The organism is Ensifer sp. Root423 (assembly GCF_001426275.1).
GTDB classification, from domain to species: Bacteria; Pseudomonadota; Alphaproteobacteria; order Rhizobiales; family Rhizobiaceae; genus Ensifer; species Ensifer adhaerens.
In genome coordinates this window covers 95,281-115,821 of record NZ_LMEG01000001.1, presented here as the reverse complement: position 1 = coordinate 115,821, position 20,541 = coordinate 95,281, and the positions used below count along the sequence as shown (strand labels likewise).

The window sequence follows — 20,541 nt, the reverse complement described above, 5'->3', positions numbered from 1 at the left end:
TGTGATCTTTCAGTGTGATTTTTCTGTGCGATTGAAGCCCGTATCGATATGCGGCTCCCAGAATTCGACCGACTCCCGGATCATCTCGACGACGTTGTGGTCCGTCGGCTCGCGTTCGCGGAAGGAAAGCTCCAGGCAGATCTCGTTGTCGGTGCCGCCACCGGCCTTGACCGCGCCGATCAGCCTCTCCGGCGTGATGCGGCCGTCGCGGTTGTAGGCGGCGGTGAACGGCCAATGACCGCCCTTGTTCATCGAGGATTGCTTGATGTGGATGATCGGCGAGCGCTCAGGGAACGCCGCCGCCCAGGCATAGGGATCGATGTCGTTGGGGTTGTCGGAGGTGACGTCGCCGTGGTCGATATCGACCATCATCTTCATCGGGATCGGCAAATGGGCTTCGGCGAGCCGCCGGTCGAGCGCACGGCATTCCTCGATCGTGTGGCCGAACTCGCGCCCGACCGACATCGGCTCCCAGAAGACATAGGAGAGCCCCGCCGCCTTGCCGTGCTCGGCAACTTCGCGCCAGCAATCGATGGCGATCCGCATCATCGCCTCGCGCCGCGACGGGTCGTCGTAATCGCGAAGCGTGAAGATCGCGAACTGCGTGCCCATGCCCGAGGCGCCAAGATCGGCGGAGATATCGGCGAAGGTCTTGAACCAGTCGACATAGTAGCGCCTGACATCCGGGTCCGGATGGCCGAAATGATTGAGCCGACCATAGGGGCCGGTCATGCCGGAGGTGATCTTCACGCCGGTACGGTCGAGCGCCCGACGAAACTGCCTGACGGTCTTGGCGATCGTTGCCGCCGGCCAGCCGGGATTGACGAACTCGTGGGTGAGCTGAACGTAGCCGATGCGGATCTTCTCGGCGATCGTGTCGATCAGGTCGTCAGGCTCGGCGAAGCGGTTGACCAGCGGATTGGTGTTGAGCGACAGCGTGAAGGCCACGACCTTACTCCCGGCTACCAGAGAAATTTCGGAAGGATGAAATCGGGGTTGGCGCCGTGTTCGGCAAAGAGCTTGCGGCGCTCCGCGTCCGAGGCGCGCTCCAGGATCCCCGTCGTCACCAGTATCGAGCGAAGTCCCGCGCTCGCGGCACCGGCAATGTCATGCTCGATGCTGTCGCCGATCGCGCAGACACGCGTCGGATCCGGATGGCCGAGGAATTCCAGCGCGGCTGCATAGATGTCGGCAAAGGGCTTGCCGATCCAGCGCACACTGCCGCCAAGCTCTTCGTAGAGCTCGGCGATACGCCCGGCGCCGAAGGCGGTACCTTCCTTGATCAGCATCACCTTGTCCGGATTGGTGCACAGGCAGGGCACGCCGCGTCTGGCGGCCGGCGCCAAAAGCGCCTCGTAGTGGGAAAGCGGATGGACATCGCCCTCGCTCGCGGCGAGCAGCACGAAATCGGCATCGGCACCACTGGTCGTGCGTTCGAGGTCTAACCCCGTCAGCGGCGAGAGGTCACCGTCGCGACTGATCAGCAGGCACTTGCGCCGCCCACCGGTGGCACCCTCGCCCTCCCGCCTGAGAATCTGCCAGGCGACCTCGCCCGAGGTCAGGAACCAATCCCAGCTCCCCGCGACGAAACCGAGATCGACGAGGCGACGGTCGTTTTCCGCCGAGCGCTTGCCGGAATTCGAGAGGATGATGATGCGCTTTCCCGCATCCTTCAGCTTGACCAGCGTTTCGGCCGCACCCGGATAGGGCCCGCGGCCATCGCGCAGCACGCCGAACTGATCGATCAGGAAGGCGTCGTAGCGATCGGCAATCTCGCCAAGCCTCGCTATCGCAGTCGTTTGAGCAAACGTCACAGCACACCAGCCTTTCTGGCACCGGCCAGCGCCAGCCGTGCCGTGCCGGCCGCCGCCTCCTCGGACAGGACGGGCAGGAACGGCACGCCGAGCTTGCGCGCCCGGATCGCGCTCCAGGCCGCGTTCTTGGCGCCGCCGCCGACACTGCGAAGCGATCGGAGCCCCGGTCCGCCAAGCGACGCCAGCCGCTGATAGGCGAGGCTCTCGACGCCGGCGATGCCCTCGAAGATTGCCTTGAGGAAGGTCGCGTCATCGGCCGGCCGCGGGCTCATGCGCGGGGCGAAATCCGGATCGGCGATTGGGAAGCGCTCGCCGGGCTTCACCAGCGGATAATAATCGAGCCCGGTGTCGACGGCCGGATCGATCCCGGCCGAAAGTGCAGCGATCCGCTCCGGCGAGAAATGCTCGGCCAGCACCACCCCGCCCGTATTGGACGCCCCGCCGGCGAGCCACATCTCGCCGATGCGGTGACTGTAGAGCCCGTATTCCGGCGCAAACAGCGGACGGTCGGACAGCATCTTCGCTGTCAGCGTCGTGCCGAGCGCGCTGACGCCGTCGCCCGGCTGATCGGCGCCAGTGGCGAGAAACGAGGCGCATCCGTCCGTGGTGCCGGCAACGACCACCACCTCGCTTGAAAGCCCGAAGGCTCCGGCCGCTTCCGGCGAGATCGTCGCGATCGGCGCACCAGCCGGCAGCACATCCGGCAGCAGTTCGACGCGGGCGCCGGTCTTTTCCATCCAATCCGGCCAGGACCGCGACACGGGATCGTAGCCGGTCTTCAACGCATTGTTCTCGTCGGAGACATCGTAGAGCCCGGTGAAATGCCCGGCCAGCCAATCGGCCTGATGGATCACCCGGAACACGCCCGGCACAGTCTGGAAAGCGAGAAGCTTGGCAAGGCCGGATGTGGCGCCATGGGCCGCACTTTCGCGCGGCGCATAGGCAGAGACCGCATCGAGCGGTGCGCGGTCGGCAACCGGGTCGTTGTACATCATAGGCGTTGCCAACGGCGCGCCCGCATGATCGACCGGCAGCATCGTGCCCGATGTACCGTCGATCGAAAGTGCAACGACCTTCTGCCTGTCGGTACCCCCAAGCGCTTCTTCGAGCGCCGCCTGCACGGCCTTCCACCAGCCGATCGGATCGCGGTGATCCGCAGAAAAAGCCGAGAGCTTCGCTGCACCCGATGCCACGACCGTGCCGTCCGCCGCCATCGCGACCGCACGGGCGCCAGAGGTGCCAAGATCGATGCCGACGACCAGCTTGCGATTGTCACCGCTCATTGCAGCACCTGTCCGGCGCGGTTGAGCTGCTGGCGGTATTTCTCGGCGTCCCAGCCGAGAAGCTCGGCGTTCTCCGCCTCGGTCAGGTAACGTAACCGTGCGTCCGCTGGAATGCGTGCCGTCACGTCGGCAAGGCACCGCGCCATGGCGAAGGCACCGGCAGAAATCTCCTTCTGCACGAGCACGCCCTTGCCCGGGAAGAGCAGCAAGGGCGGCAGGCTGTCGCCGCTCGCACGCCGCTTCGTCTCGATCGAAAGCGCGGTCTCGCCGGGCGCGGCCACCGACACCCCCTTGCCGAGGAAGATGACATGATCGGGATAGAGACTGCCGCCGGCAGCAAGCCGGCAACTGTCGAGATCGGCGGCGACCGAATGCAGGGCAATGTCCTCCGGCAGCCGGTAATCGCTGTCGACCGCAAGCCGACCGAGCGACGCGAGATCGGCGGCCAGCGCCTGCCGACGCGTGCCGGTCAGGCGGCGGGTAATGTCGGTGAGCAGGATCGCCGCGTCGACCACGGTTTCAGCGGCGACGACCAGGCCGTGATTGCCGAGGATCAGAACCGACGTGTTGTCCTGCATCCGCTCAGCGATTGCTCTTGCAAGCGGCAGGCCCGGGCGGGCATAGGGCACGAAAACATGGGGGTAGCCGGCAAGCCGCTCAGCAGTGATCGCCGCACCGTTGGTCTGCACCGCCGTCGCGATCGTCTCGACGCAGTGCACATGCACCACCACCTTCTGCGGCATCAGCGCATGCACGGTGGTTTCGATCGAGGGGCGCAGGCCCGAAGGGTTGCGCTCGGTTATCACGAAATCCTGCGCCTTCTCGGTTGCCGGGTCGTTCGCTTCCAACGCATTGAGCAAGGGCTCGAGTGCCACCGGCACCATGACGTCGCGCTGGCGCGCATGCGCCAGCCACAGGCCCGAGGCCTTGATCCAGAGCGTACCGCCCTCCTTGATCGAGGTATTGCCGCCCGCCCCCTGCACCAGCAGCGGATCCGCCCCGACGCGGGCCGAAAGATCGAGAAGCGCTTCGAATTCCAGACTTCGCATCCGTTCTCCTTCAGGCCGCGGCCTGCTGGCGGTCCAGCCAATGAGTAAAGGCCTGCCGCTCGGCCGGCGTCATGTGCAGGCCATGCTTGGTGCGCCGGTCGAGAATGTCGTCCGCCGTCAGCGCCCATTCGTTTTCGATGAGGAAACGCGCCTCGCGCTCGCGAAAGAGCGAACCGAAAGCCGGGCCGAGATCATCAAGCGATGTAGCGCCGGCAAGCAGCGCATGCGTGCGGGTGCCATAGAGCCGCGCATAGTGTTTGACGAGATCCGATGGCAACCAGCGATAGCGCGCCTTCAACTCACCCAGGAACAGATCGAAATCGGCCGCCGCCATGTCGCCGCCCGGCAGATGCGCCTTCGCCGTCCAGGCCGGCCCCATCTTGGGGAAAAACGGCTTCAGCCGCTCCAGCGCATGTTCGGAAAGCTTGCGGAAAGTGGTGATCTTGCCGCCGAAGACCGAGAGCAACGGCGCCTGGTTGTCAGTCGCATCGACCTCGAAAATATAGTCACGGGTGACGGCCGAGGGGTTTTCGGCATTGTCGTCATAGAGCGGTCGTACGCCGGAGAAGCTGTAGACGATATCGTCCGACGTCAGCTGCTGCTTGAAGTAGCGGTTCACCGATTTCAAGAGATAGGCGATCTCGTTGCCGTCGGCGGTCACGTCCTCCGGACGGCCTTCGTAGGGGATATCCGTCGTGCCGATCAGCGCCAGGTCGTTCTGGTAGGGATTGATGAAGATGACCCGCTTGTCCGGGTTCTGCACCAGATAGGCCTGCCGCCCCTCCCAGAATTTCGGCACGACGATGTGGCTGCCCTTGACGAGGCGCACGCTGCGGGTGGAGTTCAGGCCCCCGATCCGGCCGATGACGTCGTTGACCCACGGACCGGCGGTGTTGACGACACAGCGCGCCCTCGCCTCGGTCTTGGCGCCGGTGCGCGTGTCGGTCATCTCGATAAACCAGAGCCCGTCCCGCCTTCGGATCGCGCTGCAGGCGGTCCGGGTCAACACCCGGGCGCCACGAGCAGTGGCATCGAGCGCGTTGAGCACCACGAGGCGCGCGTCATCGACCCAACAGTCGGAATATTCGAACGCTTTGCGATAATCGCGCTTGATCGGCGCGCCCTCGGGCGCCGTCGCAAGGTTGAGGCTGCGGGTGCCCGGCAGGCGTTTGCGCCCGCCGAGATGGTCGTAGAGGAACAGCCCGAGCCGGACGAGCCAGGCCGGGCGGTCCTGAGGGTTATGCGGCAGCACGAAGCGCATCGGCCAGATGATATGCGGCGCGGACTCCAAAAGCACCTCGCGCTCGATCAGCGCCTCGCGCACCAGCCGGAACTCGTAATATTCGAGATAACGCAGGCCGCCATGCACCAGCTTGCCGGAGCGCGAGCTGGTGCCCTGCGCCAGGTCGTCCTTTTCGCACAACAGCACCGAGAGCCCGCGCCCGGCCGCATCGCGCGCGATGCCCGCACCATTGACGCCGCCGCCGACGACGAACAGATCGTATATTCCGGTCTCGGAACTCACCATCGTTGCTCCTGTCATCAGCACGGATTGACCGGCGGCAGACCGGCGATGTAGCGGCGGACTTCCTCGGCCGCCATTTCGGCGGCGAAGGTGACGGTGCGTACCGAGGCGCCGGCAATATGCGGCGTCAGCGTCACATTCGCCAGTTGCAGCAGCGGCCAGTCTTTCGGCACCGGCTCGATCGCGAAGGTTTCGAGCATCGCCGCCGACAGATGGCCGCTCACCAGGTTCTCATAAAGGGCGTCGTAGTCGCAGAGCGGACCGCGCGCCGTGTTCACGAAGATCGCGCCCGGCTTCATCCTGGCGAAGGTCTCGGCGTTCATCATGTTGCGCGTCTCCTCCGTGACGCGCGGATGCAGGGTCACGACATCGGAACGGGAGAGAAGCGTGTCGAGCGACACCTGCTCGACGCCGGCGTTCAGATCATCGGCCGAGAGCTGCACATAGGGATCGTGCACCACCACCTTGGTGCCGAAGGCGCGCAAAAGGCGCACCACCTTGGTCCCGATATTGCCGTAGCCGATGACGCCGACGGTCATTTCGCAGAGCTCGCGACCGGTGCGATCGGCGCGGTAGAGATCGCCCCGCCACTCGCCCTTGCGCAAGGCTTCGTGGCCGGTGCGGATCAGCCGCGTTTCGGCGAGAATGGCACCAAGCGTGAACTCGGCAACGGCGTTGGCATTGCGGCCGGGCGTGTTGACGACGCGAACGCCGGCATCGCGTGCGGCCCCCATGTCGATGTTGACAGGACCGCCGCGCGAGACGGCGACGAGCCTCAAGCCGGGCAGTGCCTGAAGCATTCCGCGCGACAGAGGCGCCAGCTGCGTCACCAGGATCTCGGCGTCACCGATGAAGTCGATAATGTCCTCCGGCTTGCCGAGATATTCCTTGAGCCCGTCCATGCCCTCGACGGCATAGCCGTGCTCCATCGGCACATCCGGCCAGGGCAGTTCGAGCGTGCGGATGTCATGGCCGTTGCCGGTCGCCTCGACGATCTTGTCGCGAAACACGTCCGGCAGCATGAACCGGTCGCCGATAATGGCTATCTTCTTCATTTCGATGTTTCCTGTTGAGTTCCCGCGGCCGCACCTTGGGAGAGTGCGTGCCAGACGGGCCTGAGCGCTGTGCGCGACTGCTGGTAGGTGGGAAAGAGTTCGTTGTAGCGGCGGGCAAGCGCCGGATCGGCGGCCTCCGCGGGGCGCTGATAGGGCGTCACCCAATCGCCGAGGCAATCGGCCATCGAGGGATAGATGCCGAGCGAGACGGCGGCGATCATCGCGGCACCGGCAGCACCGGCCTCTTCCCGCTCGCTCGTCTGGACGCTGGCGCCAAGGGCAGCACCGAGGATGCGGCGGAGCGAGGCGCTGCGGGCAGCTCCCCCCGTCAGCCGGATGCGGCCTGGAAGCGGCCCCATCTCGGCGTAGCAATCGCGCGCCGCCATGGCGAGCCCGTCGAACACCGCCTTTACCATGTCGGGAAAGCCGTGGGTGATTGACAGCCCGACGAAGGACGCCCGCGCCGTCGCGTCGACGAAGGGGCCACGCTCGCCGGCTTCCGAGATATAGGGCTGGAAGATCAATGGCGTGTCCTTGGCATCGGCCAGCCAGCCGTCGACAAAAGCGAGCAACTCGCTCTTGGATTTCTCGACCCCCATGCCCTTCAAGAGGCCTGAGGCCAGCGAGAGGATCCAGTCGATATTGAGCGTCGCGGCCATGTTCGACTGCATCTGCGCATAGGCGCCGGGGATCGGCATGCACATGGTGTAGCCGGTCAAGTCCCGGTTCAGCCGCACATCGTCGGCGCCATTGGCGAGCCGCATGTGCATGCCGGTCGAGCCGATGATCGAGCAGCCGGTATCGGTGCCCGGATCGTAGAGCCCGGCGCCAAGGGCTGTGCAGACGACATCGACGTAGCCGAGCACGATGGGCGTGCCCTCGGTGAGCCCGGTGATCCCGGCCGCTTCCGCCGACAGCGGATGATGGGTCGCCGCTCCGTCGACGATCTCGGGCAGCACATGCTTCAGCTTTTCAAGGCCGAGAAAGCGGATGACATCGTCGCTATAGCTGCGGCTGCGGAAATTGCCGAAACTGAAATTCGCCTCGGAGGGATCGGTGGCGCGTTTGCCCGTCAGCTTGAAATAGAGCCAGTCCTTGCAGTGGAAGGTGGTGGCGACGCCTGAGAGCATCTCGGGCGCATGGTCGCGCATCCAGCGAAGCTGCGGCCCCTGCTGGCAGGCGGCAAGGCCCGAGCCGGTGCTTTCGAAGCGGGCGATATCGCCGCTGTCGGCGCGCAGCCGCTCGACGGTCTCGCCGGCGCGCGCGTCGAGCCACAGCCAGCCCTTGCCGACCGGCACGCCGGCCTTGTCGATCATCCATGTGCCGTCGCCCTGACCGGTCACGGCGATCGCAGCGACACGGCCGGCGAGGTTCTCGATCTTGTCGGAGAGCTGCTTCAGCGTCGTTGCCGCGTCGGCCCAGGTGCGGTCGAGGTCCTGCACGCTGCCGGCGCGGCCTACGGCCTCATAGGCGTTCGGTAGTGCCGCCGTGGCGATCTGCCGGCCGGTGAGATCGAAGGCCACCGACTTGATGACCGACGTCCCCGCATCGATGCCGATGAGGATGTCCCGCATCAGGCGAGCTCCTGTCCGTGACTGATCGCCCGTCCGCTCTCGCCATCGAACACATGCAGGCTCGACGGATCGAGATGAATGCCGATCGGCTGGCCGACATCGAGCTCCGTGCGATCGTGCTCGACCAGCACCATGGTGCCGCCGGCAAAGTCCGCGGCGATATGGGTCTGGTCGCCGAGCCACTGGTTGACGGCGACGCGGCCCGTCACACCATCAGCGCTGCGGCGCACCGAATAGGGCCGGATTCCGAGCACCACCTTCTGCCGCTTGATGAGTTCGTCGCGCACCGCATGCGAGAAATCCGACGCCGCATATTCGAGCCGCACGCCGTCCTTGAGCCCAAAGGCCATCTTGCTGTCCGAGCCGGTGACGCTGGCCTCAAAGACGTTCATCGGCGGCTCGCCGACGAAGGTGCCGGTGAACAGATTGGCCGGCCGCTCCTTGATCTTCTGCGGCGTATCGAACTGTTGCAGCACGCCGCCCTCCATGACCGCGATGCGGTCGGCAAGCGCGTTCGCTTCGGTTTGGTCGTGGGTCACGAGGATCGCCGTCAGCCCGCGCTCCTTGATGAAGTGCTTGATGCGGCCGCGAAGCAGCGCCCGAAGCTGCGGCTCGAGCTGTCCCATCGGCTCGTCGAGCAGGTGCAGGTTGGCGTCGCGGATCAGCGCCCGCCCGAGCGAGGCGCGCTGCTGCTGGCCGCCGGAGATCGAGCTCGGATAGCGCCCGAGAATGTCCTCGATTTCGAGCAGTTTGGCGATACTGGCCACCTTCTCGTCGACGACGCCCTGCGAGAGCTTCGAGGCCTTCAGCGCAAAGGCGATGTTCTCGCGCACCGTCAGCGGCGGATAGAGTGAATAGCCCTCGAATGCCATGGCGACGTTGCGGCGCACCGGCGGCAGCGTCTGGACCTCTTTGCCTGCAAGCGAGATCGTTCCGCGCGAGACCGCCTCGAAGCCGGCGATCATGCGCAAGGTCGAAGTCTTGCCGCATCCGGAGGAGCCGAGCAAAGCGATGATCTCGCCCTTTCGCACATCCATGTTCAGCTTCTTCACGGCATGCACGCCGAAGTCGACGGGGCCGTAGAACTTGTCGACGTCCTTGATCAAAAGAGCGGTGTCGGTCATGCCGCTTCTCCATTACGCTTGGCTGCAAGGTCGGCGCGCGGCAAAAGAGCGCCGCTCGTCTTGTCGAAGAGAAAGGCCTGCGCGCCATTGACGGCAATATGGGCAGGTCCGGCGGTCGGACCAGGCGTGCCGGCCGGACGCGACACCAGGATTTCGCGGCCGCGTGCCGTCAGCGCCAGCGTCACGGTCTTTTCGTTGAGCGGCGTTTCCGCCTCGACCGTCACAGGAATGGCGCCAGGTGCTGCCGCATCGACGAAACTGATCGCCTCCGGCCTGAGCCCGATAACGCACGGACTGCCGACGACATCGGCGCCATAGTCGCCGAGCCGCACCCGTACATTCGAGAGCTCGACGAAGGCGTCTCCGCCGCTGCGCTGCGGCGTGACATCCAGCAGGTTGATCGTCGGATCGCCGAAGAGCCGTGCGATCTCGATGTCGGCGGGCGCGTTGTAGATCTCTTGCGGCGTGCCGATCTGGCGGATGCGGCCTGAGGCCATGACCGCGATCCGGTCGCCGAGCGCCATCGCCTCCTTGTAGTCCTGGGTGACGTAGACGACGGTGGCGCCTTGCGCTGCGAGCAGTCGCGGCAGTTCCAGCCGCATCTCGAAGCGGAGCTTCGCGTCGACGTTGCGCAAGGGATCATCGAGGAGAAGCAGCGGCGGCGAGCCGACAAGCGCACGGGCAAGTGCCGTGCGCTGCTTCTGACCGTTCGACAGTGCCTTCGGGTGATGCGTCAGCACATGGTCGATCTTTAAGAGCTTGGCGACCTTCTGCACGCCTGCCGCTATTTTCTCCTTCGACGATCGCGTCGCCGTCAGCGGGCTTGCAATGTTGTCGAAGGCACTCATGTGCGGGAAGAGCGCGAAGTTCTGGAATGCCATGCCGACGCCGCGATGTTCGGCATCGACATCGGTCATGTCCTCGCCGCCGATCAGCACCCTGCCCTCGTCCGGCTCGATAACGCCGGCAACCAGCCGGAGCAGCACGGTCTTGCCGGCGCCGGAGGGGCCGAAGAGCACCAGCCGTTCACCGTCGGCGACGTCAAGCGTAAGATCGTCGAGAACCGTCTGGCTCTTGTAGCGCTTGACGATATTCTTCAGTTGCAGCGTGGTCATGAGTTACCCTTTCACCGCGCCGAGCGACAGGCCTTCGACGAGGTAGCGCTGGGCGTAGAGTGCAAGTGCGAGCGTCGGCGTCACCGAAAGCACGATGGCCGCGGCGATCTGTCCGTATTGGATGCCCGAGGAGGTGACGAAGGCAAGCGCGCCGACCGTCACCGGCTGCTTGTCGGCAGATGCCAGCACCAGCGCGAAGACGAAGTTGTTCCAGGCGAAGATGAAGGCGAGCAGGCCGGCGGCGGCAATGCCCGGTCCGGCAAGCGGCAGGGCGATCTTGCGGAACGTCGCAAACCAGGAATGGCCGGCGATGCGATAGGCATATTCGACGTCGGCCGAGATGTCCTCGAAGTAGCCGCGCACGATCCAGAGAATCAGCGGCAGGCAGATCAGCTGGTAGACCCAGATCAGGCCGAAGTAAGTGTTGGAGAGCCCGAGCCACTGGAAGTACTGCGTCAGCGGCAGGAGCACCAGCAGCGGCGGCGCGAAGCGGAAGGACAGCAGCGTGAACGCGATGTCTTCCGATCCTTTGAACTTGTGGCGGGCAAAGGCATAGGCCGCTGGCACGCCGAGCACCAGCGCCACGGCGACGGAGGCGACCGACAGGAAGATCGAGTTGCCGAGATTGCGCATGAAGGCGATGTCGAGCGTTCCGGCCGCCGTCTGCAGCTTGCCGGTGATCAGCGCCGCATAGTTGGAAAGCGTCGGCGAGAACACGACCGATGGCGGGATCGCGAGGATCGTCTCGTTCGTCTGGAACGACATCAGGAAGATCCAGAAGATCGGGAACATGAAGAAGACGACGACGAGCGTGAGGGCGAGACCGCGCAAGGTCCGTTCGAGCGGAGACATGGTTTCCATTGGTCCCTCCTTTACGCTTCGCCGCGTGCGCGTTCGCGCAGCCGCAGCCAGTTCTTGATGAAGACGTTGGACAGCGTGTAGGTGATCGCCCACAGGATGATCAGCAGTGCCGCCGACCGGCCGACATTGGTCGACTGGAAGAAGTTGAGATAGGCCTCGACCTGGAAGACGGTGAGCGTGTTGCCGGGCCCGCCCTGGGTCATCGCGTAGATGATGTCGAACTGCTGGATACTGTCGAGCAACCGGAACAGCGTTGCCGTCAGGATGTAAGGTGTGAGCATCGGAAGCGTGATGCGGAAGAAGACGAAGCTGCGCGGCACGCCATCGAGTGCGGCCGCCTCGAAGGGCTGCGTCGGCAGCGAGCGCAAGCCCGCAAGCAGCAGGATCATGATGAAGGGCGTATAGACCCAGATGTCGACGAGCACGACGGTGAGCAGCGCTGTGTCCGGCGAGGACGCCCAGCGGAAATCATGCAGTCCGATCAGGCTTGCGAGATAGCTGAGGATACCGAAGCTCGGATTGGTCATCAGCTTCCACATCAAGGCGGCCAGCGCCGGCGCGATCATCAGCGGCAAAAGCAGCATGATCGAGATGAAGTTGTTGACCGCGGAGCGCCGCTGCAGCAGCAGCGCGATGCCGAGACCGAGCAGCAGTTCCAGCGTCACGGTGAGGCCGGCATAGAGCAGCGACACTTTCAGCGTGTTCCAGAAGGCCGGGTCGGTGAAGAAGTTGAGGTAGTTTTCGCCCCAGTTGAACTGGCGCGCCCAGGGCTGGCTCAACCGGTAGCGCTGGAAGGAGTAGATGACCGCCGTGAAGAACGGGATGAGGATGCCGATGCAGACGAGCAGCGCCGGCAGGCTCAGCACATAGGGAAGCATCTTCCTGCTGATCCTGAAACCGGAGGCTGGTCTCTTGAGGGTTTCTGTTGAAGCCATGTCGAGCTCCGTTCCTGACGTCTTTGAAGAGCACGCGGCACGCGGCAGCCTTCAGGCGCCGCGCCAGTTCCTCGGCATCTCAGGTTGATTTCGGCGCGACCTCAAACCGGTCGCAACAGGCCGGTCGAGCCGGCATCTCGGGATCCCCGGCGCGTGCTGGCGCCGGGGATCGCTTGGGAGGCCTATCAGCCGAGACCCGCCTCTTGGAGCTGGCGGTTGATGCTTTCCACGAGCTGGTCGAGACCCTCATCGACCGGCACCTGCTTGGCGACCATCTTCTGCAGCGTCGACGCCCATTCGGTGGTCACGTCGAAGAACAGCGGCTGCGGCGTGAACTTGATGGAGGCGCCGGCGGCCGAGGCGTCGAACATTTCGACGTAACCCGGATACTTGCCGTTGAGCTTCTCGCGGAAGATCTCGTCCTTCCAGATCGACTGGCGAACCGGATCGACGAAGTCCATCTTGGTGGCGCCGAACAGCGCATGCTCCGGACCGGAAGCCCATTGCAGGAAGTACCAGGTGGCGTCCTTGTCCTTGGAGAAGTTGGACATGGCGAGCGACCAGATCCAGATGTTCGGCGTCGAGGCAGTGGCTTCCGGGTTGGCGGCGAAGGCGGCATAGCCGAGCTTGCCGGCCATCTTGTTGTCGCCACCGTTCATGAAGTAGCCGAGGCAATCGGCGTCGAAGATCATCGCCGAAGCGCCGGCGCCAAGGTCGGTGCCGACCTGATACCAGGTGTAGGTCGACCAGTCCTTCGGACCGCTTTCCTGGATCATCTGCACGAACTTGGCGTGGTAGGCCTTGGATTCCGCCGTGCCCATCGCCGCTGACAGCTTGCCGTCGGCCGAGACGTTCAGGTCCTTCTGGTTGAAGTTGGCATAACCCGACAGGAAGCCCGGATGGATCGTCGCCCAGGAGCGCGAACCGCGAACGCCGATGCCGTAGATGCCACCGATGTCCTTCTGCAGCTTGGCCGCCACCGTGATCATGTCGTCGAGGTTCTTCGGCAGCTCGACGCCGGCCTTGTCGAACATCTCGCGGTTATAGGTGATGTTGTTCTGCTCGAACGCCCACGGAATGCACCACTGCTTGGCGTCTTCCGAGCCGAGCGCCCCGCCCGGCTGGCCGTTCCAGGCGCAGGAATTCTTCACGCCTGCGAGGAAATCGTCCCAGTTGTAGTTGGGGTTGGTCTTGGCCGGATCCTTGATCCATTCGTTGAGGTCGGCGATCCAGCCGGCCGGTCCATAGGTCCAGGTCATGTAGGCGCCGGTCATGAAGGCATCGTATTCTGCCGAGCCCGAAGACAACGCCGCCGTCACCTTGTCGAAATAGACGTCTTCCGGAAACACGTCATAGGTAACGTCGATGCCGGTCAGGTCCTTGAAGGCCTGCAGGTTGGCGATCATCGCATCGGCGTAAGGGTGCTTGTTCAAAAGCAGCTTCAGCTTCTTGCCCGAATGCGCCTTCCAGTCGAAATCGGCGGCGAGCGCCTGCGTCGACATCATGTTGAACAACGTGCCGGCCGTGCCGGCTGCCAGGCCTGCAGCCCCCAATCCCTTGAGCATGCCGCGGCGGTCCACCTCCCCACGCAGGAATGCGCTGATGAGGTCCTTCTCCTTCTCGTACATTCGTCTTCTCCTCCGTTGCGGGTATGATTGCGACTGCCGGCTACCCCACCGGTATTCCTCCCGTTAAGGCCCGGATGGCAGATCCTCCCTGCCCTCCGCATGGCCTCGAATGTTTCAGCGCCTCATGCGCCGTCGGCGGCCAGCGCCCTCGCAGTCCTCTCGTCGGTGATGAGACCGCTCAATTGCCCGCTGGCGAGCACCGCCCGGATGGCCGGAACCTTGATCTTGCCGCCGGCAACAGCGACCGTGCGGCGGTTCTTCAGGTCCTCGCGGCTGAGCGTAAACGTGCGGTCGGAAAGCGTCGTCTCGACCGGCTTGCCGTCGCGGTCGAAGAAGTGGCCGAGCAACTCTCCCATCGCCCCGCCCTTCTGGATGTCCTCGATCTCGCTGGTCTCGATCATGCCGGTCGAAACCAGCGACGCCTCGCGCTCGACGGTGCCAATGCCGACCATCAGGAGATCGGCTGTCTTGGCGAGATCGAAGACTTCGCGCACGCCGCGCTGGCTGAAGAGCACGTCGCGATCCTCGACCGTGTTGGCGAAGAACGGCACTGGCATGACATAGGCCTCTGCCCCCGTACGCTCGGCGAGCCGGTGGATCACGTCATGCGGGTTGGCGGAGAACTTGCGGGTAAGCCCGCCGAGCAGCGACACGAAGCGGGTGTTGCCGCTGGCGATCCGCGGCAGATATTCGACGCAAGCAGCAAGCGTGCGGCCATGACCGACTCCGACCAGCGCCGTTTCGCCACGCTCGATCTCACGCTTCAGGAACTGTGCGCCGGAAATGCCAAGCGCCTTCAGCGGCAGGTCATCGGAATCGAAGTCCGGCACCACTTCGCAATAGTCGAGGCCGTAGCGCGCCGAAAGCGCCTGTTCGAGCTCCACGCATTCGGAGACTTCGCCGTCGATATAGACCTTCACCAGGCCTTCCTGGTTGGCCTTCATGATCAGCCGGTGGGCCTTGAGCGAGGTGAGCCCCAGGCGCTTGGCGACCTCCGCCTGGGTCAGGCCGCCGGCATAGTGCAGCCACGCCGCCCGTGTCGCCATGCTGGTTTCGTCATCACGAATGCCCGTCCCGCCAATCGTCATTGTCTCCACCCGGCTCTTGTTGCGCTGCATGATATTTTTTGCACCGCGTGATATTTTTATCCGTTAATGAAAGAAATTTCATGGCGTGAAATTTTTGTCAATAGCGTTTGACAAATGAGCGATCACGTTTGCGAAGAGACGGTTGAGCAGTTGCGGCGGCTGCACGCAGGGGCAGCGGTCGCAGGCAAGCGCCAGACGGCGTAGGCTCGTCAAAAGCGGAAAAAGGGCAACGCAGGCGGAAGATCGAACGGCCGATCAGCGGTGCAAGGATCGCAGGATTATTGCCCGAGATTTCTCAGATAGAGCGACAGAAGCTGGGTCTGCGAGGAGATGCCGAGCTTGCGATAGACGTTGCGGCGATGAACCTTCACCGTGCCGGTGGAGATGCCGAGCCTGAGGCCGATCGATTCTGACGAATGGCCCTGCAGCACCAGTTCGATGATCGAGGCTTCGCGGTCCGTCAGATTGAGATGCTGCCAGACGCCGTCGGCCGGCGGGTGCGTCGCCTTGCGCCTGCTGCGCCCGGTTTTCGCCAGCGCCGCATCGAACCGGCGGCCGAGATCGGCCCAGTGATGGCGCACCAGGCCGGAGACCAGCGGCTCCACCTTTTTCAACAGCGCGAACTCCGTCGCGCTGAAAGTCCCCGTCGCCTCGCGCCGCATCAGCGAAAGCACGACGGTGATCTGCTCGTCGATCGGCACGAAGAAGCCGACCTCTTCGGCAAGCCCCGTCTGCACATAATAGGTGCGATAATATTCCGAGGAGAAGAACCGGTCGGGCGCCAGCTCCCGCATCCGCCAGACGCCGGGCTCACTCTTGATCGCCGCGTGGTAGAACGGGTCGAGCAGGTACGGTCCAGCCTGATAGAGGCTGACGAAGAGCACGTGATCCTTGGCGTTGAAGGTGCTGTAGAGGTCGATCGGGCGTTCCTTGCCGCGATAGGCAAAGACAACCACGTAGTCGAAGGTCATCAGCGTCGACATCAGCCGCCGATAGGTGGAGCCGACAGCATCGTCGTCCATCGCGGCACCCGCCACCAGCGGCGCCATGACCTGAAAAAGTCCTTCGAGATCGACGCTCAAACCGCCCTCCCGGCCGGTGTTTCCTGCTCTGGGGTATACTCCTCACACAGAGCAATCTGCGTTGAAATACCTCTCTCGGGGTATATACCGGCAGGGCACGCGGTGACTAGGCTGTGTGTCAATGACGGTGGAGTGCCAGGATGCAAGATCCTGGCGACATCCGATAACAACCGCAGGGAACAGACGTGACATCCGCTTCGACGAACGACATCGAGTTCCGTTCGGTCGCCAAACGTTATGGCGCCGTGACGGCCGTTTCCGACATCAATCTTCAGGTGCCGCGCGGCGCCTTCATGGCGCTTCTCGGGCCATCGGGTTGCGGCAAGACCACGTGTCTGCGCATGATCGGCGGCTTCGAGCAGCCGAGCGAAGGCACGGTCTTCATCAGCGGCGAGCCGATGAATGGCGTTGCCGCCTATCGCCGCCCGGTCAACATGGTGTTCCAGCACTATGCGCTGTTCCCCCATCTCGACGTCGAGCAGAACGTCTCCTACGGGCTGAAGCAGATGCGGCCGCGCATCGCCGGCGCCGAGATTTCTCGCCGCGCCCAGGAGGCGCTGGAGATGGTACGGCTCGGCGGTTTCGGCAAGCGCCGCATCCACGAAATGTCCGGCGGCCAGCAGCAGCGCGTGGCGCTCGCCCGCGCCATCGTCAACAAGCCGAAGGTGCTGCTGCTCGACGAGCCCCTCGCCGCCCTCGACAAGAAGCTGCGCACCGCCATGCAGATCGAGCTGCAGACGCTGCAGCGCGAACTCGGAATCACCTTCGTGCTCGTCACCCACGACCAGGAGGAAGCGCTGTCGATGAGCGATTTCGTCTGCGTCATGAATGCCGGTCGCATCGTCCAGGTCGGCCCGCCGCAGGAAATCTACGACAGGCCCGCAAGCCTCTTCGTCGCCGATTTCGTCGGCAAGACCAACCGCATCTCGGCGACCGTCGACGGCAACGCCTCGATCGAGCTCGCCAACGGCACGCGTTTTGCCGCCCCCGCGATCAACGGCACACGGGGGGCGGCCATGGTGGCACTCCGGCCCGAGGCGATCCGCCTGACGCGCAACGGTGCCGTCAGCACGGCGGCGCTGGCCGGCACCGTCACCCACCGGATCTTCCTGGGGTCAGCGGTCGAATATTCCGTCGCGGTCGACGGTCTCGGCGACTTCCTCGTGACGGCCGACCGCCGCACGCTCGGCGACAGCGAGCTGGTCGAGCCCGGCGAAAAGGTCGGCCTCGCCTTCGATCCGAACGCGCTTCACGTCTTTCCAGCCTGACATCGCCCGGCTTCCGAAGCCGGTTCTGCCGCCTACGCATGAACGTCAAACGATAAAGGGAACAGCGTCATGAGCAAATGGTACAGAGAAAATGCCCCTATCACCGCCGACCAGCTCGCGGACGAACTGATGCGCCTGAAGCGCGGCTCGGTCACGCGCCGCCACTTCCTCGGCGTCACCGGCCTCGGTCTTGCGACCGCCGTTCTGGCGCGCCAGCCCGGCCTCTTCAATTCCACCGCCTTTGCCGGCGACCTCGGCACGCAGATGTCGATCGCCACCTGGCCGAACTACCATGATCCGGCGACCTTCGAAGCCTTCCAGGCGGCCACCGGCGTTGCCGTCGAGGTCAACGTCTTCGGCTCCAACGAAGAGATGCTGGCGAAACTCCAGGCCGGCGGCACCGGCTGGGACCTCTTCGTTCCCACCAACTACACGATCTCGACCTATGTGAAGCTTGGCCTCATCGACGAACTCGATCTTTCCAAGCTTGCGAACTACGACGCGTCGACCGAGACGGCGCGCTTCACCAACGAAGGCATCGTCGACGGCAAGACCTATGCCGTGCCGAAGAACTGGGGCACGACCGGCATCGCGGTCAACTCGGCGAAGATCAAGAAGCCGGTGACGAGCTGGAAGGAATTCTTCGAGATCGCCATGACCGAAGGCGACGGCCGCGCCATGGTGCACGATTACCAGCTCACCACCATCGGCAACTCGCTCGGCTATTCCTTCAACTCGATCAAGCCGGACGAACTCGCCAAGGCCGAGGAACTGCTGATCAAGGTGAAACCACACCTCTACGCCATCAACAGCGACTACCAGCCGTCGATGCGCGCGACCGATGCCTGGATGACCATGTGCTGGACCAATGACGGCGCCCAGCTCAACCGCGACATGCCGGAAATCCTGTTCACGCTCGGCAAGGACGGCGGCGAGATCTGGTCGGACTTCTACGCGATCCCGAAGAGTGCCGCCAACAAGGCCGCCGGCTACGCGCTGCTCAACTATCTGATGGCGCCGGAAAACGCCATGAAGGAGCACATCGCCAACGGCGCACCGACCACCGACAGCCGCGTCATGAAGCTGCTGCCGGTCGACGTTACCTCCAACAAGATCGTCTATCCGGACGAGGCCGCGCTGACGCCGCTCGAATTCGGCGCCGCCGTGACCCTCACCGACCCCGGCCGCGCCGAACTGATGGCGCGCTTCAAGTCGGCTTGATCTGGCATGTGACTGCCCCTCATCCGCCTGCCGGCACCTTCTCCCCGCAAGCGGGGAGAAGGAACAAGCGGCAAGCTCCCCGCCCTCCTGCTTCTGCCGGAAGAAAGGGACCGGGCGGGTGCCACAAATCCCCTTCCCCCACCTGCGGGGGGAAGGTGCCGGCAGGCGGATGAGGGGCCTTTCCCTCCCGCTCGCATCGAAGTGCTGATGAAACGCGAACGGAAGAATTTATGACCGCGGCAACGAACACGAAGAGAAACCTGGTGACGGCGGCGCTGGTGGCGCCGGCCGCGGCCTGGCTGATGATCTTCCTCGTGCTGCCCTTCATCGCCATGCTGGTCTTCGCTTTCGGCGAACGCGCACCGGAAGGCGGCTATCAGGCAGCCTTCACCTTTGCCCAATTCGCCAACCTGCCGACACGGGCGGCCGCCTTCTGGAACACGCTGATCCTCGCGCCGGTCGGCGCGCTCGCCTGCCTGCTGATCGCCTATCCGGTCGCCTATTATCTGGCGGTCAAGGCGAACCCGCGCTACCGGCTGATCCTCGTGTCGCTCGTCGTCGTGCCCTTCTGGACGAGCCTGCTCGTGCGCACCTATGCCTGGATGTACATTCTTGGCTCGCGCGGGATCCCCAATCTGCTCTCGATGATCGGCATCGAGGACGTGAGGATGTTGAACACGCCGGGCGCCGTGCTTCTCGGTATCGTCTACGGCTACCTGCCGCTGATGATCATGCCCATTTACGTGAGCCTTGAAAAACTCGATCGCCGCCTGCTCGAGGCCTCCGCCGACCTCGGCGGGAGGCCGGTGTCGACCTTCTTCGGCGTCACCCTGCCGCTCTCCTTGCCGGGTGTCATGACCGGCGTCGCGCTGGTGACGATCCTGCTGCTCGGCGAATACCTGATCCCGCAGCTCCTGGGCGGCGGCAAGGTTTTCTTCATCGGCAATGCGTTGGTCGATCTCTTCCTGCAATCGCGAAACTGGCCGTTCGGCTCCGCGATCGCCGTCACGCTGGTTGCCGTCGTCGTCGTGATCCTGATGGTGGCAATGCGCATTGCCTTCCGCGTCGCCGGCACAAGACAGGTGGATCTCGTCTGATGCGCGCCTTCATCTCCTCCGTCTACCTCTTCCTCTACGCCCCGATCGCGCTCGTCGTCCTGTTCTCCTTCAATGCCGGGCGCAATGCGAGCGAGTTCACCGGGTTTTCGACCGCCTGGTACGGCAAGGCGCTTGGAAATACCTTCCTGGTTTCGGCGCTGCAGAACAGCCTGCTGATCGCCTTTACCAGCGCCACACTCGCCGCGATCTTTGGCACCATGGCAGCCCTCGGGATGGAGCGGATGGCTCCGCGCAACCGGGCGATCTTCGATGCGCTGTTTGCAGCCGCAATCGTCGTGCCCGGTGTGGTCATCGGCATCGCCACGCTGGTCGCCCTCGTTGCCGTCTTCTCCTTCGTCAACCCGGCGCTGGCGACGATCTGGCCCGGCGACCAGCCGCCGCAGCTCGGCCTTGGCTACGGCTCTATCATCGCCGCTCACGGCCTGTTCTCGATGGCGCTGGTGACGATGATCGTGAAGGCCCGCATCGCCAGCCTCGGCCGCGATATCGTCGAGGCATCGAGCGACCTTTACGCGACACCGCTCACCACCTTCCGGCTGATCGTGTTGCCGCAGATCCTGCCGTCGATCCTTGCCGGCTTTCTTCTGGCCTTCACCTTCTCCTTCGACGATTTCATCATCGCCTTCTTCGTCGCGGGCTCGAAGACCACGCTGCCGATCTACGTCTTCGCCTCGATCCGCCGCGGCGTGACGCCCGAGATCAACGCGATCGCGACGCTGGTGCTCGTCGCCTCGCTGCTTCTGATCCTGACCGCCCGCATCCTGATGCGGGAAAAGAAAACGAAATCCGGGGAGTGAAACC

Annotated in this window: 18 protein-coding genes; 4 read left to right on the top strand and 14 right to left on the bottom strand. The window is 64.2% G+C overall.

The annotated features are described in order from the left end of the window. Positions 1-9: 9 nt before the first annotated feature. The 14 genes from ASD01_RS00580 to ASD01_RS00515 all read right to left on the bottom strand — a co-directional run bounded on the left by ASD01_RS00580 (position 10) and on the right by ASD01_RS00515 (position 16,073). Positions 10-948 carry a sugar phosphate isomerase/epimerase family protein gene (locus ASD01_RS00580; protein WP_060528749.1) on the bottom strand — a complete coding sequence of 313 codons (939 nt, stop codon included), beginning with the start codon at positions 946-948 and terminating at the stop codon, positions 10-12. Positions 949-962: 14 nt separating this feature from the next. After that, positions 963-1,814, bottom strand: coding sequence for a TIGR01459 family HAD-type hydrolase (locus tag ASD01_RS00575; protein WP_210339096.1), 852 nt, complete (start codon positions 1,812-1,814; stop codon positions 963-965). Further along, positions 1,811-3,097 (bottom strand): FGGY-family carbohydrate kinase, encoded by a 1,287-nt coding sequence (locus ASD01_RS00570; RefSeq protein ID WP_060528748.1) that lies wholly within the window; start codon positions 3,095-3,097, stop codon positions 1,811-1,813. The genes ASD01_RS00575 and ASD01_RS00570 overlap by 4 nt, the downstream gene beginning before the upstream one ends. Next, entirely contained in the window at positions 3,094-4,146 is a 1,053-nt protein-coding gene (locus ASD01_RS00565; protein WP_034792208.1) for a class II aldolase/adducin family protein, read from the bottom strand. Before ASD01_RS00565 ends, ASD01_RS00570 begins: the two co-directional genes overlap by 4 nt. A gap of 10 nt (positions 4,147-4,156) precedes the next feature. Continuing rightward, positions 4,157-5,674 (bottom strand): glycerol-3-phosphate dehydrogenase, encoded by a 1,518-nt coding sequence (locus ASD01_RS00560; RefSeq protein ID WP_090425622.1) that lies wholly within the window; start codon positions 5,672-5,674, stop codon positions 4,157-4,159. 14 nt (positions 5,675-5,688) lie between these two features. After that, a complete protein-coding gene (locus ASD01_RS00555; protein WP_034792206.1) occupies positions 5,689-6,726 on the bottom strand; it encodes a 2-hydroxyacid dehydrogenase in 1,038 nt (345 codons plus the stop codon). After that, positions 6,723-8,300 (bottom strand): FGGY-family carbohydrate kinase, encoded by a 1,578-nt coding sequence (locus ASD01_RS00550; RefSeq protein ID WP_034792204.1) that lies wholly within the window; start codon positions 8,298-8,300, stop codon positions 6,723-6,725. Before ASD01_RS00550 ends, ASD01_RS00555 begins: the two co-directional genes overlap by 4 nt. After that, entirely contained in the window at positions 8,300-9,424 is a 1,125-nt protein-coding gene (locus ASD01_RS00545) for an ABC transporter ATP-binding protein (RefSeq protein WP_034792202.1), read from the bottom strand. The genes ASD01_RS00550 and ASD01_RS00545 overlap by 1 nt, the downstream gene beginning before the upstream one ends. Continuing rightward, positions 9,421-10,539, bottom strand: coding sequence for an ABC transporter ATP-binding protein (locus ASD01_RS00540; protein WP_034792200.1), 1,119 nt, complete (start codon positions 10,537-10,539; stop codon positions 9,421-9,423). The genes ASD01_RS00545 and ASD01_RS00540 overlap by 4 nt, the downstream gene beginning before the upstream one ends. A 3-nt stretch (positions 10,540-10,542) precedes the next feature. Continuing rightward, positions 10,543-11,400, bottom strand: a complete 858-nt coding sequence (locus ASD01_RS00535; protein ID WP_034792198.1) for a carbohydrate ABC transporter permease — start codon at positions 11,398-11,400, stop codon at positions 10,543-10,545. A gap of 11 nt (positions 11,401-11,411) precedes the next feature. Next, a complete protein-coding gene (locus ASD01_RS00530) occupies positions 11,412-12,335 on the bottom strand; it encodes a carbohydrate ABC transporter permease (protein ID WP_034792195.1) in 924 nt (307 codons plus the stop codon). Between the two features lie 185 nt (positions 12,336-12,520). Further along, positions 12,521-13,963, bottom strand: coding sequence for an extracellular solute-binding protein (locus ASD01_RS00525; RefSeq protein ID WP_034792193.1), 1,443 nt, complete (start codon positions 13,961-13,963; stop codon positions 12,521-12,523). Positions 13,964-14,085: 122 nt separating this feature from the next. After that, entirely contained in the window at positions 14,086-15,051 is a 966-nt protein-coding gene (locus ASD01_RS00520; protein WP_034793557.1) for a sugar-binding transcriptional regulator, read from the bottom strand. 278 nt (positions 15,052-15,329) lie between these two features. Next, the gene (locus tag ASD01_RS00515; protein WP_164475044.1) at positions 15,330-16,073 is read right to left on the bottom strand and encodes a helix-turn-helix transcriptional regulator; all 744 of its coding nucleotides are present in this window, start codon (positions 16,071-16,073) and stop codon (positions 15,330-15,332) included. 245 nt (positions 16,074-16,318) lie between these two features. On the opposite strand from ASD01_RS00515, the gene ASD01_RS00510 reads away from it, so the two are divergent. From ASD01_RS00510 to ASD01_RS00495, 4 genes are all read left to right on the top strand, one after another. Continuing rightward, a complete protein-coding gene (locus ASD01_RS00510; protein ID WP_034792163.1) occupies positions 16,319-17,401 on the top strand; it encodes an ABC transporter ATP-binding protein in 1,083 nt (360 codons plus the stop codon). A gap of 69 nt (positions 17,402-17,470) precedes the next feature. Next, positions 17,471-18,622, top strand: coding sequence for a polyamine ABC transporter substrate-binding protein (locus ASD01_RS00505; RefSeq protein WP_060643514.1), 1,152 nt, complete (start codon positions 17,471-17,473; stop codon positions 18,620-18,622). A 230-nt stretch (positions 18,623-18,852) separates the two neighbouring features. Next, on the top strand, positions 18,853-19,719 hold the full coding sequence (locus ASD01_RS00500) for an ABC transporter permease (RefSeq protein ID WP_029742635.1): 867 nt from the start codon (positions 18,853-18,855) through the stop codon (positions 19,717-19,719). Next, on the top strand, positions 19,719-20,537 hold the full coding sequence (locus tag ASD01_RS00495; protein ID WP_029742634.1) for an ABC transporter permease: 819 nt from the start codon (positions 19,719-19,721) through the stop codon (positions 20,535-20,537). Before ASD01_RS00500 ends, ASD01_RS00495 begins: the two co-directional genes overlap by 1 nt. The last annotated feature ends 4 nt before the right edge of the window (positions 20,538-20,541 follow it).